This is a genomic window from Streptomyces sp. NPDC051452 (genome assembly GCF_044454765.1).
In the GTDB taxonomy this organism is placed as follows: Bacteria; Actinomycetota; Actinomycetes; order Streptomycetales; family Streptomycetaceae; genus Streptomyces.
Genome location: NZ_JBITEB010000002.1, coordinates 322,919 through 339,189, shown reverse-complemented (window position 1 = coordinate 339,189; position 16,271 = coordinate 322,919). Strand labels below are relative to the sequence as shown.

The following is a 16,271-nucleotide window of genomic DNA, read 5'->3' as shown; positions in this document are numbered from 1 at the left end:
TTCCCCGGCAGCGGCACGGTGATGGAGGAGGCGTGGCGCAAGGTCCACGCCGACGGCGAGGCGAAGGGTGAGGCCAGGGGCGAGGCGAGGGGCGAGGCGAAGGCCGTGCTTCGGGTTCTCGAGGCGCGGGGCGTCGAGGTTTCCGAGTCCGTGCGGGAGCGGGTCATGGCCTGTCTGGACCTGGAGGTGTTGGAGGCCTGGCTCGACCGTTCCCTGGCGGTGACCAGGGCCGAGGAGTTGTTCGTCCAGGAGTGAGCACGGCGAAGGGCGCCCGGCGGGGATCTTTCGGGCGCCCTTCGCTGTCGTGCGGGAAACCGCTACAGCTTCTCGATGACGTAGTCGACGCACTTCGTCAGCGCCTCGACGTCCGCCGGGTCGATCGCCGGGAACATCGCGACGCGCAGCTGGTTGCGGCCGAGCTTGCGGTAGGGCTCGGTGTCCACGATGCCGTTGGCGCGCAGCACCTTGGCGACGGCGGAGGCGTCGATCTCGTCGGCGAAGTCGATCGTGCCGATGACCTGCGAGCGCTTGGCCGGGTCGGTGACGAACGGGGTGGCGTGCTTGGACTCCTCCGCCCAGGAGTAGAGGCGGGTCGAGGAGTCCTTCGTGCGGGCCGTGGACCAGTCGAGGCCGCCCTGGCCGTTGAGCCACTCCAGCTGCTCGCCCAGGAGGAAGAGGGTGGCGAGGGCCGGGGTGTTGTACGTCTGGTTCTTGCGGGAGTTGTCGATCGCCGTGGGGAGCGAGAAGAACTCCGGGACGTGGCGCCCGGAGGCGTGGATCCGCTCGGCGCGCTCGATCGCGGCCGGGGAGAACACGCCGATCCACAGGCCGCCGTCGGAGGCGAAGGACTTCTGCGGGGCGAAGTAGTAGACGTCCGTCTCGGCGATGTCGACCGGCAGGCCGCCCGCGCCGGAGGTGGCGTCGACCAGGACGAGCGCCCCGTCGTCGGCGCCGGCCACGCGCTTGATCGGCATGGCGACACCGGTGGACGTCTCGTTGTGGGTGAAGGCGTAGACGTCGACGCCCGCCTCGGCCCGCGCCTCGGGGTGGGTGCCGGGGTCGGTGGCGATGACGGTGGGCTCGGCCAGCCAGGGGGCGAGCTTGGCGGCCTTGGCGAACTTGGAGGAGAACTCGCCGAAGTTGAGGTGCTGGGACTTGTTCTCGATCAGGCCGTGGGTGGCGATGTCCCAGAAGGCGGTGGACCCGCCGTTGCCGAGGATCACCTCGTATCCCTCGGGCAGCGAGAACAGCGCGGAGATACCCTCGCGGACCTTGCCGACCAGGTTCTTCACGGGTGCCTGGCGGTGGGAGGTGCCCAGCAGGGACGTACCGGTGGCGGCGAGGGCGTCCAGCGCCTCGGTGCGCACCTTGGAGGGGCCCGCGCCGAAACGACCGTCGGCGGGCTTGATGTCAGCGGGAATCTGGATGTCGGCCACGAGTCGGAGCGTAGTCGCTGGGCGAAACCGGACGGGTGCGTGTCCGTCCGATGAGACAAGATCGCCGCGCTGTGGACTTGTGAGGTTGTACGACGATTTCGGTGGGGCTGTGGAAAAGTCGGGGTGACTGTGCGTGATCGGATGCATGCTGGAGGCATGACGGATCTTTCGGGTCTCGAGGCCGAGCTGCGGGGTGCCGTCCGGGGCGAGGTCGGTTTCGGCGTGACCGCCCGGGCGCTGGTCACCATGGACGCGTCCAACTACCGACGGGTCCCGGCGGGCGTGGTCGCTCCGAGGGACGCCGAGGACGTGGCAGCCGCGCTGGAGGTGTGCCGGGCCCGCGGGGTGCCCGTGGTCCCGCGCGGCGGGGGCACCTCGATCGCCGGGCAGGCGACCGGCACGGGCGTCGTTCTCGACTTCACCCGGCATATGAACGCCCTGCTGGAGCTGGATCCGGGCACGCGCACGGCCGTGATCCAGCCGGGGCTCGTGCTCGACCGGCTGCAGGAGGCCGCCGCCCCGCACGGCCTGCGTTTCGGCCCCGATCCCTCCACCCACAGCCGCTGCACGCTCGGCGGGATGATCGGCAACAACTCGTGCGGCTCCCACTCGGTCGCCTGGGGCACGACCGCGGACAGCGTGCGGGAGCTGTCCGTGATCACCGCGCGCGGCCAGCGGCTGCGGCTGGGGCGGGACTGGGCGGGGGCACCGGAGGGCCTGCGGGAGCTGGCGGAGGGCGACCTGGCCCGTCTGCGCACCGGCTTCCCCGAGCTGCCCCGCCGCATCTCCGGGTATGCGCTGGACGCCCTGCTGCCCGAGCGGGGCGCGGATGTCGCCCGCTCCTTCTGCGGCTCGGAGGGCACCCTGGGCATCCTCACCGAGGCGGTCGTACGGCTGGTGGACGCCCCCCGCGCGCGTGTCCTCGCGGTGCTGGCGTACGGCGACGAGAGCGCCGCCGCCGAGGCCGCCGCGGGCCTGCTGCCGTACCGCCCGCTGACCATCGAGGGAATGGCGGCCGACCTGGTGCGCTCACCGGCCGGGCTGCCGAAGGGCGGCGCCTGGCTGTTCGTGGAGACCGGCGGACGGACGGCGGCCGAGGCACACGCGCGCGCCGTGAAGATCGCGCGCGCGGCCGATGTCGCCGATTCCCTGGTGGTGACCGACCCGGCAGCCCAGCGCGCCCTGTGGCGCATCCGCGAGGACGCGAGCGGCACGGCCACCCGTATGCCCGACGGCAGCGAGGCCTGGCCCGGCTGGGAGGACTGCGCGGTGCCGCCCGCCCGCCTCGGCGCCTATCTGCGCGACTTCCGCGCCCTGCTGTCCGACCACGGCCTGCGTGGCTCGCCGTACGGCCACTTCGGGGACGGCTGCATCCACGTCCGCATCGACTTCGACCTGCTCACCGAGGCCGGGGTCGGCCGCTTCCGCCGCTTCTCCGAGAACCTCGCCGACCTGGTGGTGGCACACGGCGGCTCGCTGTCCGGGGAGCACGGCGACGGTCAGGCCCGCGCGGAGCTGCTGCCCCGGATGTACGGCGCGCGGACGGTGGCACTCTTCGAGCGCGCCAAGGCGGTCTGGGACCCCGACGACCTGCTCAACCCCGGCATGCTGGTCCGCCCGGCCCCCCTGGACGCCAACCTCCGTTTCGCGGTGCTGCCCCGCCGCCCGGTCGACGTGGTCTTCGGCTACCCGGCCGACGACGGCGACTTCCGCGCGGCCGTCCGCCGCTGCGTCGGCGTCGCCAAGTGCCGTACGGCCACGGCGACCGGCCCCGCCGTGATGTGCCCCTCCTACCGGGCGACCGGCGAGGAGGAGCACTCCACGCGCGGCCGGGCCCGGCTGCTGCACGAGATGCTCGCGGGCGACCTGGTCACCGACGGCTGGCGGTCCACCGAGGTCCGGGACGCCCTCGATCTCTGCCTGTCCTGCAAGGGCTGCCGCTCGGACTGCCCGGTCGGCGTCGACATGGCCACGTACAAGGCGGAGTTCCTGCACCATCACTACGCCGGCCGCCGCCGCCCCGCAGCCCACCACAGCATGGGCCGGCTGCCGCAGTGGCTGCGCTGGATCGCGCGCACGCGTACGGCCCCGCTGCTCAACGCGCTCGCCTCGGTGGAGCCCTTGGCACGGTTGGCGAAACGCCTGGGCGGGATCGCACCGGAACGGCGGCTGCCCCGCCTGGCGGAGCGTACGTTCACCGGCTGGTGGCGCCGGCGGAAACCGGTGCGCGCTGCCACGGACCCGGCCGGGAGTGCCGGCCCGCTGGTCGTCCTGTGGCCGGACACCTTCACCGAGCACCTCTCGCCCTCCGTCGGCCGCTCCGCCGTCCGGGTGCTGGAGGCCGCGGGGCTGCGCGTCGCGCTCCCGCCGACGCTTCTGCCGGGCGGGGCGGCGATCGGGGACGGCAGGTCGGGGCCGGCGACCGCGCTGCTCACCGCCCGCCGGGCCCGGGTCTGCTGCGGCCTCACGTACATCTCCACCGGCCAGCTCGACCGCGCCCGCGCCGTCCTGCGCCGCACGCTGGACCTGATGGAGCCGGTCCTGCGAGCCGGGGCCCCGGTCGTCGTCCTGGAGCCGAGCTGCGCGGCGGCCCTGCGCACGGACCTGCCCGAGCTGCTGCCGGACGACCCCCGCGCGGCGCGCCTGGCAGCGGCGGTCCTCACCTTCGCGGAAACCCTGGAACGGCATGCCCCCGACTGGGTTCCGCCCGTCGTCGGCCGCCCGGTCGCCGGCCAGACGCACTGCCACCAGCACGCGGTGCTCGGCGACGCCCCCGACCGCCGGCTGCGCGCGTCCGCGGGCCTCACCGGCGAGCTGAGCGGAGGCTGTTGCGGTCTCGCGGGCAACTTCGGTTTCGAGAAGGGCCACTTCGCGGTGTCGCGGACCTGCGCGGAGGAACAGCTCCTGCCGTCGGTGCGCGAGGCGCCGCAGGGGACGGTGGTCCTCGCCGACGGCTTCTCCTGCCGGACCCAGCTGGAACAGCTGGCCGGGATACGCGGCCGGCATCTGGCGGAGGTACTGGCCCAGGCCCTGGACGAGCCGGCGCGGGCCCCGGGGCGGGGGCGGGAGGGGTGAGGAGGTGACCGAGGAGCACGGTGGCATGGTCGTCCGCGGCCGTATCCACATGCGTCGTGTCCGGCTCACCCACGGCCGCCCGGTGGTCGATCCCGGCGGCGTCGGGCATCCCCTACGGCCGCCCGGGCACCCCCTGGTGCCGCCTCGGGCCGGGCGCCGGCCCGCGCGTACCCGCCGTACGACATGCCGACGGCGACGGCTCCTCCGGTCCGCGGGTGCGGCCACCGGGACATCGCCGATCGGGCCGGCCGCTTCCCCTCCCCGCGCGGGGCGACCGACACGCGCGTGCCGGCGGCGTGGGCACCGAAGGACGGCAGGGAGTGATTCGTAGGGTGAGCTGACCCGAGATCGTCCGAGCCGTCCGAGTCCCAAGGAGTCCGCGCATGAGCCTCACCGTCCGCCCGATCGGCCGCGCCGAGCACCTCGCCTTCGTGGACCGCCGGCCCTCCGTCAGCCATCTTCAGCTGCCGTCGTGGGGGGATGTGAAGTCGGACTGGCAGGCGGAGAGCCTTGGATGGTTCGAGGCGGACGGGCGGCTGGTCGGGGTGGGCCTGGTGCTGCTTCGGCCGTTGCCCGGGCTGAAGCGGTATCTGGCCTACCTTCCCGAGGGCCCGGTCATCGACTGGGAGGCGGCGGGCCTGGAGCGGTGGCTGGAGCCGATGCTGGCCCGGCTGAAGCGCCGGGGCGCCTTCTCGGTGAAGATGGGGCCGCCCGTGGTGGCGCGCAGATGGAGCCCCGAGGCGGTCAAGGCCGCCATCGCCGACCCCGGCGCGCACCGGCTGGGAGACGTGGAGCCGACGTCGTACGACCAGGGTGCCCTCGACCTCGCCGACCGGTTGCGGGCGATGGGCTGGCGGCGCAGCGAGGCCGGCGCGGAGGACGGCTTCGCCGCCGGACAACCCCGGTACGTGTGCCAGGTGCCGCTCGCCGGGCGCTCCCTGGAGGACGTCCAGGGCGGCCTCAACCAGCAGTGGCGGCGCAACGTCAAGAAGGCCGACAAGGCGGGCGTGAAGATCGTCAGGGGTGGCCGGGACGACCTGCCGGTCTTCTACCGCCTGTACACCGAGACGGCCGAGCGGGACCGGTTCATCCCGCGCCCGCCGGCCTACTTCCAGCGGATGTGGAGCGCGCTCGGCGCGGAACACCCCGACCGGATGCGGCTGTACCTGGCACATCACGACGGTGAGGTGCTCGCGGCGGCCACGATGCTGATCGTCGGCGGCCACGTCTGGTACTCCTACGGCGCCTCGACCAGCCGCAGGCGTGAGGTGCAGCCCAACAACGCGATGCAGTGGCGGATGATGTGCGACGCCCATGAACTCGGCGCCCACGTCTACGACTTCCGCGGCATCACCGACACCCTGGAGGAGTCGAACCATCTGCTCGGTCTGCTCCGCTTCAAGGTGGGCGCGGGCGGGGAGGCCGTGGAGTACGTGGGGGAGTGGGACTTCCCGCTGAACCGGCTGCTGCACAAGGCGCTCGATGTGTACATGGCCCGGCGCTGAGCCGCTTCCGGCATTCGGGCACCGCACATCTCAGCATCCAAAACAGGCGCGTCATGGGTTCACACTCCTGACACAGTCCACTACCCTGGACTCGGCAGTACATCGAGATGCACATGAGATCAGATCCTCTCGATCCCGACCCGATCTGGTCCGACCCGACCTGACGTGATTTCCGAGCCAGCCCCAGGACCGCCCGTGAGCACCCCCAGCGCCACCGCCCCCGCGACGCAGCACGCGCCCGCAGCACCGGGTGGCTCCCCGCGCCGCCTCGGCTCCCTCGGCCCCCTCGGGATGGTGCTGACCGGTTGCGTCTCGGTGCAGTTCGGCGGCGCCCTCGCGGTGACGCTGATGCCCCGGGCCGGCGCGCTCGGGGTGGTCGCCCTGCGCCTGCTCGCGGCGGCCGTGGTCCTGCTGGTCGTATGCCGGCCCAGGCTGCGCGGACACTCCCGCACCGACTGGGGCACGGTGATCGTGTTCGCCATCGCCATGGGCGGGATGAACGGCCTCTTCTATGAGGCGGTCGCCCGCATCCCGCTGGGCCCGGCGGTCACCCTGGAGGTCCTCGGCCCCCTGGCGCTCTCGGTCCTGGCCTCCCGGCGGGCGATCAACGCGCTCTGGGCGGGCCTCGCGCTCGCGGGCGTGTTCCTGCTCGGAGGCGGAGGCTTCAGCGACCTCGACCCCACCGGTGTCGCCTTCGCCCTGGGCGCCGGCGCCATGTGGGCGGCGTACATCGTGTTCAGCGCGCGAACGGGCCGCCGCTTCCCGCAGGCGGACGGACTGGCCCTGGCCATGGCGGTCGCGGCCCTGCTGTTCCTGCCCATCGGCGTGGTCTCGGCCGGCAGCCGCCTCCTCGACCCCACCACCCTCGCCCTGGGCTCCTCGGTGGCGCTGCTCTCCTCGGTGCTGCCCTACACCCTCGAACTGCTGGCCCTGCGCCGGCTGCCCGCCTCCACCTTCGCCATCCTGATGAGCCTGGAGCCGGCCATCGCGGCGACGGCCGGCTTCCTGATCCTCGGCCAGGCCCTGTCCGCCACGGAGGCCGCGGCGATCGCCCTGGTCATCGCGGCGAGCATCGGAGCCGTACGCACGCAGGTGGGACGCGGCAAGGCCCCGGTCCCGGCCCCGGCACCCGAGGCCTGACCCACCTCGGGAGGGTCGGCCGACAGGCTTCGCCCGCACCGACACATGCTGCCCCATCGACCAACCTGCGACGCTACTGCGCCCGGTGTCCCCAGGGCCGTCATTCTTTTCCGACGGTCGTCCTGCGGATCTCCCGGTCCTCCCGCACACTCCTGCATGGGGGCACGGCAGACCGGAAAGGCGGGTTCGGTGACCGGTAACAGTGCGAGCGCACCCCGTCCGCTGAAGACCACCGCCCGGGGCCGGGCCGTCCTCGGTGATCCCCGGCTCAATCGCGGCACCGCGTTCACCGAGGCCGAGCGCCGGGCCCTGGACCTCGTCGGTCTGATCCCGTCCCGAGTGCTCAGTCAGGACGAGCAGGCGCGGCGTGCCTACGCCCAGTACCGGGAGCAGCCCGGAGACCTCGCCAAGAGCGTCAACCTGACCAATCTGCACGACCGCAACGAGGTGCTGTTCTACCGGCTCGTCGCCGACCACCTCGAGGAGATGCTGCCCATCGTGTACACCCCCACCGTGGGCACGGCCATCGAGCGCTACAGCTTCGAGTACCGCCGCCCGCGCGGCATCTACCTCTCCGTCGACGCCCCCGACGACATCGAGCGCTCCCTGCGCGCCGGCGGCCTCGGCGCCGACGATGTCGACCTGATCGTGGCCACCGACGGCGAGGGCATCCTCGGCATCGGCGACTGGGGCGTGGGCGGCATCGACATCGCGGTCGGCAAGCTCGCCGTCTACACGGCCGCCGCCGGCATCGACCCGAGCCGCACCCTGCCCGTCATGCTCGACGTCGGCACCAACCGCCGGGAACTCCTCGACCACCCCCTCTACCTCGGCAACCGCCACCCCCGCCCCGACCGCGACACCTACGACGCCTTCATCGAGGCCTACGTCACCACCGCCACCGGACTCTTCCCGAACGCCCTGCTGCACTGGGAGGACTTCGGCACCGCCAACGCCCGCCGCATCCTGGAGCGCTACCGCGACCGGGTCTGCACGTTCAACGACGACATCCAGGGCACAGGCGCCGTCAACCTCGCGGCCGTCCTCTCCGGGGTACGGGCCGCCGACCTGCCCCTGCGCGAGCACCGCGTCGTCGTCTTCGGCGCCGGAACGGCCGGCATCGGCGTCGCCGACCAACTGCGCGACGCCCTCGTCGCCGAGGGGCTGTCCACCGAGGAGGCCACCGCCCGCTTCTGGTGCGTCGACCGCTACGGCCTGCTCACCGACGACCAGGGCGACAGGCTCCGCGACTTCCAGAAGCCCTACGCCCGCCCCGCCGGCGAGGTCCGGGACTGGCGTCGCGACGAGGACCTGCCGGGCATCCCGCTGGAGGAGGTGGTGCGCCGCGTCCGCCCGACCATCCTCATCGGCACCTCGGGCCAGGGCGGCGCCTTCACCGAGGCGATCGTCCGCGAGATGGCCGGCCACACCGGGCGGCCGATCATCCTGCCCATGTCCAACCCCACCGACCTCGCCGAGGCCACCCCCGCCGACCTGCTCGACTGGACCGACGGCAAGGCCCTGGTCGCCACCGGCAGCCCCTTCGACCCGGTCGAGCGGGACGGCACGACCTACGAGGTCGGGCAGGCCAACAACGCCCTGGTCTTCCCCGGCCTCGGCCTCGGCGCGATCGTCGCCCGCGCCTCCCGGATCACCGACCGCATGCTGCGCGCGGCAGCCGACGCGGTGGCCCGGCAGACCGACGACACGGACGTGGCCCGGCGGAACGCCCCGCTCCTGCCACCCATCCGCGACCTGCGCCGCACCTCGACGGCGGTCGCCGTGGCCGTCGCCCGCACGGCGGTGGAGGAGGGCGTCGCCCGCGCCGACCTCGACGACGTCGAGTCGGCGGTGCGAGCGGCGGTGTGGGAGCCGGTGTACCCGCCGGTGGAGGCGGTCTGAGCGGTCCGGCACACCGACCGTCTCTCGGCCAATTCATGCAAGCACGCTTGATTGTTTCCTGCCCCGCTGCCATGCTCCCCCCATGGCCGACCCGACGCCCGTCATCGACGACCTGCGTGCCGAGAGTGATGAACTCGATCTGCTGGTAGGCGAGTTGAGTCCAGAGCAGTGGGCACTGAGCACTCCCGCCCCCGGCTGGAGCGTCGCCCACCAGGTCGCGCACCTCGCCTGGACCGACCGCTCCGCGCTGCTGGCCGTCACCGACCCCGACGCCTTCCAGACGCTGGTCGAGAAGGCGCTCACCGCCCCGGACTCGTTCGTGGACGAGGGTGCCGAGGAGGGCGCGCGGCTCCCGCCCGCGGAGCTGCTGTCGGCCTGGCGCGCGGGGCGCACCGCCCTCGACCGGGCGCTGCGCGCCGCACCACCGGGCGCCCGCTTCCCCTGGTACGGCCCGCCCATGTCCGGCGCCTCCATGGCAACCGCTCGTCTTATGGAGACCTGGGCCCACAGTCTGGACATCGCCGAAGCCCTCGGTGTGGTCCGGCCACCCAGCGACCGTCTGCGGCATGTGGCCCGACTCGGGGTCCGCACCCGCGACTTCGCCCACACCGTGCACGGCCTCACCCCGCCCGCCGACGAGTTCCGGGTGGAACTGACCGCACCCTCGGGGGAGCTGTGGGCCTTTGGTCCCGAGGGCGCCGCCCAGCGCGTCACCGGCCCCGCCCTCGACTTCTGTCTGCTCGTCACCCAGCGCGCCCACCGCCGCGACCTCGCCCTGACCGCCGCCGGCCCGGACGCCGACCGCTGGCTCGACATCGCGCAGGCCTTCGCGGGACCACCCGGCGCCGGCCGCGCGCCGAAGGGCGCCGAGCGGTGACCCCCTTGCGCATAGGCAACTTCTCCGGTTTCTACGGCGACCGCTTCGACGCCCTGCGCGAGATGCTCACCGGCGGCGAGGTGGACGTCCTCACCGGTGACTACCTCGCCGAACTGACCATGCTGATCCTCGCCCGCGACCGCCTGAAGGACCCTGGCGCCGGGTACGCCCGCACCTTCCCGCGCCAGCTGGAGGACTGCCTCGGCCTCGCCCATGAGCGCGGGGTACGGATCGTCACCAACGCGGGCGGTCTCAACCCGGCCGGACTCGCCCACCACATACGGGAGTCGGCGGAGCGCCTCGGTATCCCCGTGCGCGTCGCACACGTCGAGGGCGACGACCTGACCACCGCCCACCCCGGCGCCCTCGCCGCCCACGCCTACCTTGGCGGTTTCGGTATCGCCGAGTGTCTGCGGGCCGGCGCGGACATCGTCGTCACCGGGCGGGTGACCGACGCGGCCCTCGTCACCGGGCCCGCCGCCGCCCACTTCGGCTGGCGGCCCACGCAGTACGACCCGCTGGCCGGCGCCGTCGTCGCCGGGCACGTGCTGGAGTGCGGGACGCAGGCCACCGGCGGCAACTACGCCTTCTTCCGCGAGGGGGACATGCGCCGGCCCGGCTTCCCGCTCGCCGAGATCCACGCCGACGGCAGCAGCGTCCTCACCAAGCACCCCGGTACCGGCGGCCTCGTGGACGTCGGCACGGTCACCGCGCAACTGCTGTACGAGACCGGCGGCGGGCGGTACGCCGGACCCGACGTCACCGCCCGGCTGGACACCGTACGGCTGAGCCAGGACGGGCCGGACCGGGTGCGGATCGAGGGGGTGCGGGGGGAGGCGCCGCCGCCCACCCTGAAGGCCGGGCTCAACCGGCTCGGCGGCTTCCGCAACGAGGTCGTCTTCGTCCTCACCGGACTCGACATCGAGGCCAAGGCGGAGCTGGTGCGCGCCCAGCTCACCGACGCCCTGGCCAAGGCACCGCCGGCCGAGGTCCGTTGGGACCTCGTCCGCACCGACCGTGCCGACGCCGGCACCGAGGAGACGGCCAGCGCCCTGCTGCGACTCGTCGTACGGGACACGGACGAGAAGGTGGTGGGACGGGCGCTGAGCGGGGCCGCCGTGGAACTCGCCCTCGCCAGCTATCCGGGATTCCATGTGCTCTCCCCACCCGGAAAAGGCTCGCCCTATGGGGTCTTCGAGGATGTGTACGTGCCCCATGGTGCCGTCGACCATGTGGCCGTCCTCCACGACGGACGCCGTATCCCCGTGCCGCCGCCCCACGAGACCCGTGCCCTGGACGCCGTACCGCAGCCGCCGCCGCCCCCGCCCCTGCCGCCCGGGCCGACCCGACGGGCGCCGCTCGGACTGGTCGCCGGGGCCCGCAGCGGGGACAAGGGCGGCGACGCCAACGTCGGAGTCTGGGCGCGGACCGACGACGCCTGGCGCTGGCTCGCCCACGAGCTGACCACCGAACGGTTCCGGCAGCTCCTCCCCGAGACCCGGGACCTGCCCGTCAGCCGGCACCCGCTGCCCAACCTGCGCGCCGTGAACTTCGTCGTCGAGGGCATCCTCGGCGCCGGCGTCGCCGCCCGGCACCGCTTCGACCCGCAGGCCAAGGCCCTCGGCGAATGGCTGCGCTCCCGCCACCTGGACATCCCGGAGGCCCTCCTGTGACCGTTCTGCCCACCTCGCTCGACCCCGCGGGCGCCGACTACCGGGAGGCCCGCGAGGCCATGCTCGGCAGGCTCGCCGAGCTGGAGGCCGAGCAGGCCAAGGCGCTCGCGGGCGGCGGTGAGAAATACGTCGGCCGGCACCGCGCCCGCGGCAAGCTGCTCGCACGCGAGCGCGTCGAACTGCTGCTGGACCCGGACACCCCCTTCCTGGAGCTGTCACCGCTGGCCGCCTGGGGCAGCGAGTACACCGTCGGCGCGTCCCTGGTCACCGGCATCGGCGTGGTCGAGGGCGTGGAGTGCCTGATCACCGCCAACGACCCCACCGTGCGCGGCGGTGCCAGCAACCCGTGGAGCCTGAAGAAGGCCCTGCGCGCCAACGACATCGCCCTCGCCAACCGGCTGCCGTGCATCAGCCTGGTGGAGTCGGGGGGCGCCGACCTGCCCTCGCAGAAGGAGATCTTCATCCCGGGCGGCGCCATCTTCCGGGACCTCACCCGGCTCTCCGCCGCCGGTATCCCGACCGTCGCCGTCGTCTTCGGCAACTCCACCGCCGGCGGCGCCTACGTCCCCGGCATGTCCGACCACGTGATCATGGTCAAGGAGCGCGCCAAGGTCTTCCTCGGCGGGCCGCCGCTGGTGAAGATGGCGACCGGCGAGGAGAGCGACGACGAGTCCTTGGGCGGCGCCGAGATGCACGCGCGCGTGTCCGGCCTCGCCGACTACTTCGCCGTGGACGAGCGGGACGCGCTGCGGCAGGCGCGCCGGGTCGTGGCCCGCCTCAACCACCGCAAGGCCCACCCCGACCCCGGCCCGGCCGAGCCGCCCCGTCACGACCCCGACGAACTCCTCGGCGTCGTCCCCGGCGACCTGAAGGTCCCCTTCGATCCGCGCGAGGTCATCGCCCGGATCGTCGACGGCTCCGACTTCGACGAGTTCAAGCCGCTGTACGGCACGAGCCTCGTCACCGGCTGGGCGAGCCTGCACGGTTACCCGGTGGGCATCCTGGCCAACGCGCAGGGTGTCCTGTTCAGCCCCGAGTCCCAGAAGGCCGCCCAGTTCATCCAGCTGGCCAACCAGCGCGACATCCCGCTGCTCTTCCTGCACAACACCACCGGCTACATGGTCGGCAAGGAGTACGAGCAGGGCGGCATCATCAAACACGGCGCCATGATGATCAACGCGGTGAGCAACAGCCGCGTCCCGCACCTGTCCGTCCTCATGGGGGCGTCGTACGGCGCCGGCCACTACGGCATGTGCGGGCGGGCCTACGACCCGCGCTTCCTGTTCGCCTGGCCCAGCGCCAAGTCCGCCGTCATGGGGCCGCAGCAGCTCGCGGGCGTGCTGTCCATCGTCGCCCGGCAGTCGGCGGCGGCCAAGGGGCAGCCGTACGACGAGGACGCGGACGCCGCCCTGCGGGCCATGGTGGAGCAGCAGATCGAGTCCGAGTCGCTGCCCATGTTCCTGTCCGGGCGGCTCTACGACGACGGTGTCATCGACCCGCGCGACACCCGCACCGTCCTCGGCCTGTGCCTGTCCGCCCTGCACACCGCGCCCTACGAGGGCGCGCGCGGCGGCTTCGGCGTCTTCCGGATGTGAGGAACCCAGTGATCACTTCTGTGCTCGTCGCCAACCGGGGCGAGATCGCCTGCCGGATCTTCCGCACCTGTGGTGCGCTGGGCATCCGGACCGTCGCCGTGCACTCGGACGCGGACGGCGACGCGCTGCACACGCGCGTGGCCGACACGGCGGTACGACTGCCGGGCGCGGCGCCCGCGGAGACGTATCTGCGCGGCGACCTGATCGTGAAGGCCGCCCTGTCCGCCGGCGCCGACGCCGTGCACCCCGGCTACGGCTTCCTCTCCGAGAACGCCGACTTCGCCCGCGCCGTCCTCGACGCCGGCCTGGTCTGGATCGGACCGCCGCCGCGGGCCATCGAGGCCATGGCGTCCAAGACCCGGGCCAAGGAGCTGATGGGTCTCGCGCCCCTCGACGCGGCCGAGGTCACCGAGGCCGACCTGCCGGTCCTGGTGAAGGCGGCCGCGGGCGGCGGCGGACGCGGGATGCGGATCGTGCGCAGCCTGGCGGAGCTGCCCGCCGCGCTGGAGGCCGCCCGCGACGAGGCCGCGAGCGCCTTCGGCGACGGCGAGGTCTTCGTGGAGCCGTACATCGAGGACGGCCGCCACATCGAGGTGCAGATCCTCGCCGACACCCACGGCACCGTGCAGCCGCTCGGCACCCGCGACTGCTCCCTGCAGCGCCGCCACCAGAAGGTCGTCGAGGAGGCCCCCGCGCCGGGCCTGCCGGCCGCGCTCACCGAGGAGCTGTACGCGCTGGCCGTACGCGCCGCCCGCGCGGTGTCCTACGTCGGCGCGGGCACCGTCGAGTTCCTGGTCGCCGACGGCCGCGCGCACTTCCTGGAGATGAACACCCGCCTCCAGGTCGAACACCCCGTGACCGAGGAGGTGTTCGGCATCGACCTGGTCGCCGAGCAGATCCGGGTCGCCGAGGGCCACGCGCTGCCCGCCGAGCCGCCCCGCGCGCGCGGACACGCCGTCGAGGCCCGGCTGTACGCCGAGGACCCCGCCCGCGACTGGGCCCCGCAGACCGGCACCCTGCACCGCCTCGCCGTACCGGCCGGCGTCCGGCTGGACACCGGCTACACCGACGGCGACGCCATCGGCGTGCACTACGACCCGATGCTCGCCAAGGTCGTCGCCCACGCCCCCACCCGCGCGGAGGCGGTCCGCCGGCTCGCCGGCGCCCTGGAGAGGGCGACGCTGCACGGCCCGGTCACCAACCGCGACCTGCTGGTGCGCTCCCTGCGGCACCCGGAGTTCACAGCAGCCCGGATGGACACCGGCTTCTACGACCGTCATCTGACCGCTCTGACGGCACCGGCCGCCGACCCCTACGCCCCCCTCGCCGCGGCCCTCGCCGGCGCCCGCTCCCGCTCCCGGTTCGGCGGCTGGCGCAACCTGCCCTCGCAGCCGCAGGTCAAGCGGTACGAGCTGGCGGGCGAGGAGCACGAGGTCCGCTACCGGCACACCAGGGAGGGCCTCGCGGCCGACGGCGTGCGGGTCGTGCACGCGGACGACCACGATGTCGTACTCGAAGTCGACGGCGTCCAGCGCAAGTTCCGGGTGGCGCGCTACGGCGACCGGGTCTACGTCGACTCCACCGCCCTGACCGAGCTGCCCCGCTTCTCCGAGCCGACCGCCCAGGTCGCACCGGGCTCCTTGCTGGCCCCGATGCCGGGCACGGTCGTACGCGTCGCCGAAGGCCTGGCGGAGGGGGTGTCCGTCGAGGCGGGCCGGCCCCTGATCTGGCTGGAGGCGATGAAGATGCAGCACCAGATCACCGCACCGGCCACCGGCACGCTGACGGTCCTGCACGCCCGGCCCGGACAGCAGGTGGAGCCGGGAACGCTGCTCGCGGTGGTGCACCCAGCCACGGATCACCCGCAGTCCCAAGGAGTCCGATGACCACGCACATCGAGTCCGAAGAGCACAAGGCACTCCGCGCCGCCGTCGCCGCCCTGGGCAGGCGCTACGGCCGCGAGTACCTCACCCGCACCGTCGCGGAGGGCAAGCCCCTCACCGAGCTGTGGTCCGAGGCGGGCAAGCTCGGCTACCTCGGCGTCAACCTGCCCGAGGCGTACGGCGGCGGAGGTGGTGGCATCGGCGAACTCTCCATAGTCCTGGAGGAGTTGGGGGCCGCCGGCTGTCCCCTGCTCATGCTGGTGGTGTCCCCGGCCATCTGCGGGACGGTGATCTCCCGCTTCGGCACCGAGGCCCAGAAGCGGCAGTGGCTCCCCGGGATCGCCGACGGCACCCGCCTCATGGCCTTCGGCATCACCGAACCCGACGCCGGCTCCAACAGCCACCGCATCACCACCACGGCCCGCAGGGATGGCGCCGACTGGGTCCTCACCGGCCGCAAGGTCTTCATCTCCGGTGTCGACATGGCCGACGCCGTCCTGATCGTCGGCCGCACCGAAGACGCCCGCACCGGACGCCTCAAGCCCTGTCTGTTCATCGTCCCGACGGATGCCGAGGGCTTCCACAAGCGGCCCATCGACATGGAACTCGCTGCCGCCGAGAAGCAGTTCGAGCTGGTCCTGGACGACGTGCGGCTGCCCGCGGAGGCGCTCGTCGGCGGGGGAGAGGACGCCGGTCTGCTGCAACTGTTCGCCGGACTCAACCCCGAGCGGATCATGACGGCGGCCTTCGCGATCGGCATGGGCCGCTACGCGCTGGCCAAGGCCGTCGACTACGCCCGCGACCGCACCGTCTGGAAGGCCCCCATCGGCGCCCACCAGGCCATCGCGCACCCTCTCGCCCAGGCGCACATCGACCTGGAACTGGCCCGGCTGATGACGCAGAAGGCGGCCACCCTCTACGATGCCGGCGACGACATCGGCGCGGGCGAGGCCGCCAACATGGCCAAGTACGCGGCCGGGGAGGCCTGTGTCCGGGCCGTCGACCAGGCCGTGCACACCCTCGGCGGCAACGGCCTCACCCGGGAGTACGGGCTCGCCTCGCTGATCACGGCCGCGCGGGTGGCCCGCATCGCCCCGGTGAGCCGGGAGATGATCCTCAACTACGTCTCCCACCAGACCCTGGGCCTGCCCAAGTCGTACTAGGAATCGCGAATCGTGCTGGAGG

Annotated in this window: 10 protein-coding genes and 1 pseudogene; 10 read left to right on the top strand and 1 reads right to left on the bottom strand. The window is 73.2% G+C overall.

Annotated features, from left to right (window positions below; all coding sequences use genetic code 11):
- A pseudogene (locus ACIBA9_RS06765) lies at positions 1-255 on the top strand (hypothetical protein); the annotation flags it as partial.
- 62 nt (positions 256-317) lie between these two features.
- Here the strand turns inward: ACIBA9_RS06765 and serC are convergent.
- Positions 318-1,436 (bottom strand): phosphoserine transaminase, encoded by a 1,119-nt coding sequence (gene serC, locus ACIBA9_RS06760; RefSeq protein ID WP_399360309.1) that lies wholly within the window; start codon positions 1,434-1,436, stop codon positions 318-320.
- A 156-nt stretch (positions 1,437-1,592) separates the two neighbouring features.
- Between serC and ACIBA9_RS06755 the strand changes: the two genes are divergently transcribed.
- From ACIBA9_RS06755 to ACIBA9_RS06715, 9 genes are all read left to right on the top strand, one after another.
- Positions 1,593-4,511, top strand: coding sequence for an FAD-binding and (Fe-S)-binding domain-containing protein (locus tag ACIBA9_RS06755; protein WP_399360307.1), 2,919 nt, complete (start codon positions 1,593-1,595; stop codon positions 4,509-4,511).
- Between the two features lie 383 nt (positions 4,512-4,894).
- Complete coding sequence (locus ACIBA9_RS06750) at positions 4,895-6,016, top strand: lipid II:glycine glycyltransferase FemX (protein WP_399360305.1); 1,122 nt, start codon at positions 4,895-4,897, stop codon at positions 6,014-6,016.
- Positions 6,017-6,211: 195 nt separating this feature from the next.
- Positions 6,212-7,156 (top strand): EamA family transporter, encoded by a 945-nt coding sequence (locus ACIBA9_RS06745; protein WP_399360303.1) that lies wholly within the window; start codon positions 6,212-6,214, stop codon positions 7,154-7,156.
- 189 nt (positions 7,157-7,345) lie between these two features.
- Complete coding sequence (locus ACIBA9_RS06740; RefSeq protein WP_399360301.1) at positions 7,346-9,058, top strand: NAD-dependent malic enzyme; 1,713 nt, start codon at positions 7,346-7,348, stop codon at positions 9,056-9,058.
- Between the two features lie 82 nt (positions 9,059-9,140).
- Entirely contained in the window at positions 9,141-9,935 is a 795-nt protein-coding gene (locus ACIBA9_RS06735) for a TIGR03084 family metal-binding protein (protein WP_399360299.1), read from the top strand.
- The gene (locus tag ACIBA9_RS06730) at positions 9,932-11,608 is read left to right on the top strand and encodes an acyclic terpene utilization AtuA family protein (protein WP_399360296.1); all 1,677 of its coding nucleotides are present in this window, start codon (positions 9,932-9,934) and stop codon (positions 11,606-11,608) included. The genes ACIBA9_RS06735 and ACIBA9_RS06730 overlap by 4 nt, the downstream gene beginning before the upstream one ends.
- The gene (locus ACIBA9_RS06725) at positions 11,605-13,203 is read left to right on the top strand and encodes an acyl-CoA carboxylase subunit beta (protein ID WP_399360294.1); all 1,599 of its coding nucleotides are present in this window, start codon (positions 11,605-11,607) and stop codon (positions 13,201-13,203) included. The genes ACIBA9_RS06730 and ACIBA9_RS06725 overlap by 4 nt, the downstream gene beginning before the upstream one ends.
- 8 nt (positions 13,204-13,211) lie before the next feature.
- A complete protein-coding gene (locus tag ACIBA9_RS06720; protein ID WP_399360292.1) occupies positions 13,212-15,089 on the top strand; it encodes a biotin carboxylase N-terminal domain-containing protein in 1,878 nt (625 codons plus the stop codon).
- Positions 15,086-16,249, top strand: coding sequence for an acyl-CoA dehydrogenase family protein (locus ACIBA9_RS06715; RefSeq protein ID WP_399360290.1), 1,164 nt, complete (start codon positions 15,086-15,088; stop codon positions 16,247-16,249). The genes ACIBA9_RS06720 and ACIBA9_RS06715 overlap by 4 nt, the downstream gene beginning before the upstream one ends.
- Positions 16,250-16,271: the final 22 nt, after the last annotated feature.

What these genes read in the sequence shown, in the direction of transcription:
- ACIBA9_RS06755 (WP_399360307.1), top strand. Translation starts at nt 1,593, where the DNA reads ATGACGGATCTTTCGGGTCTCGAGGCCGAGCTGCGGGGTGCCGTCCGG.
- ACIBA9_RS06750 (WP_399360305.1), top strand. Translation starts at nt 4,895, where the DNA reads ATGAGCCTCACCGTCCGCCCGATCGGCCGCGCCGAGCACCTCGCCTTC.
- ACIBA9_RS06735 (WP_399360299.1), top strand. Translation starts at nt 9,141, where the DNA reads ATGGCCGACCCGACGCCCGTCATCGACGACCTGCGTGCCGAGAGTGAT.
- ACIBA9_RS06715 (WP_399360290.1), top strand. Translation starts at nt 15,086, where the DNA reads ATGACCACGCACATCGAGTCCGAAGAGCACAAGGCACTCCGCGCCGCC.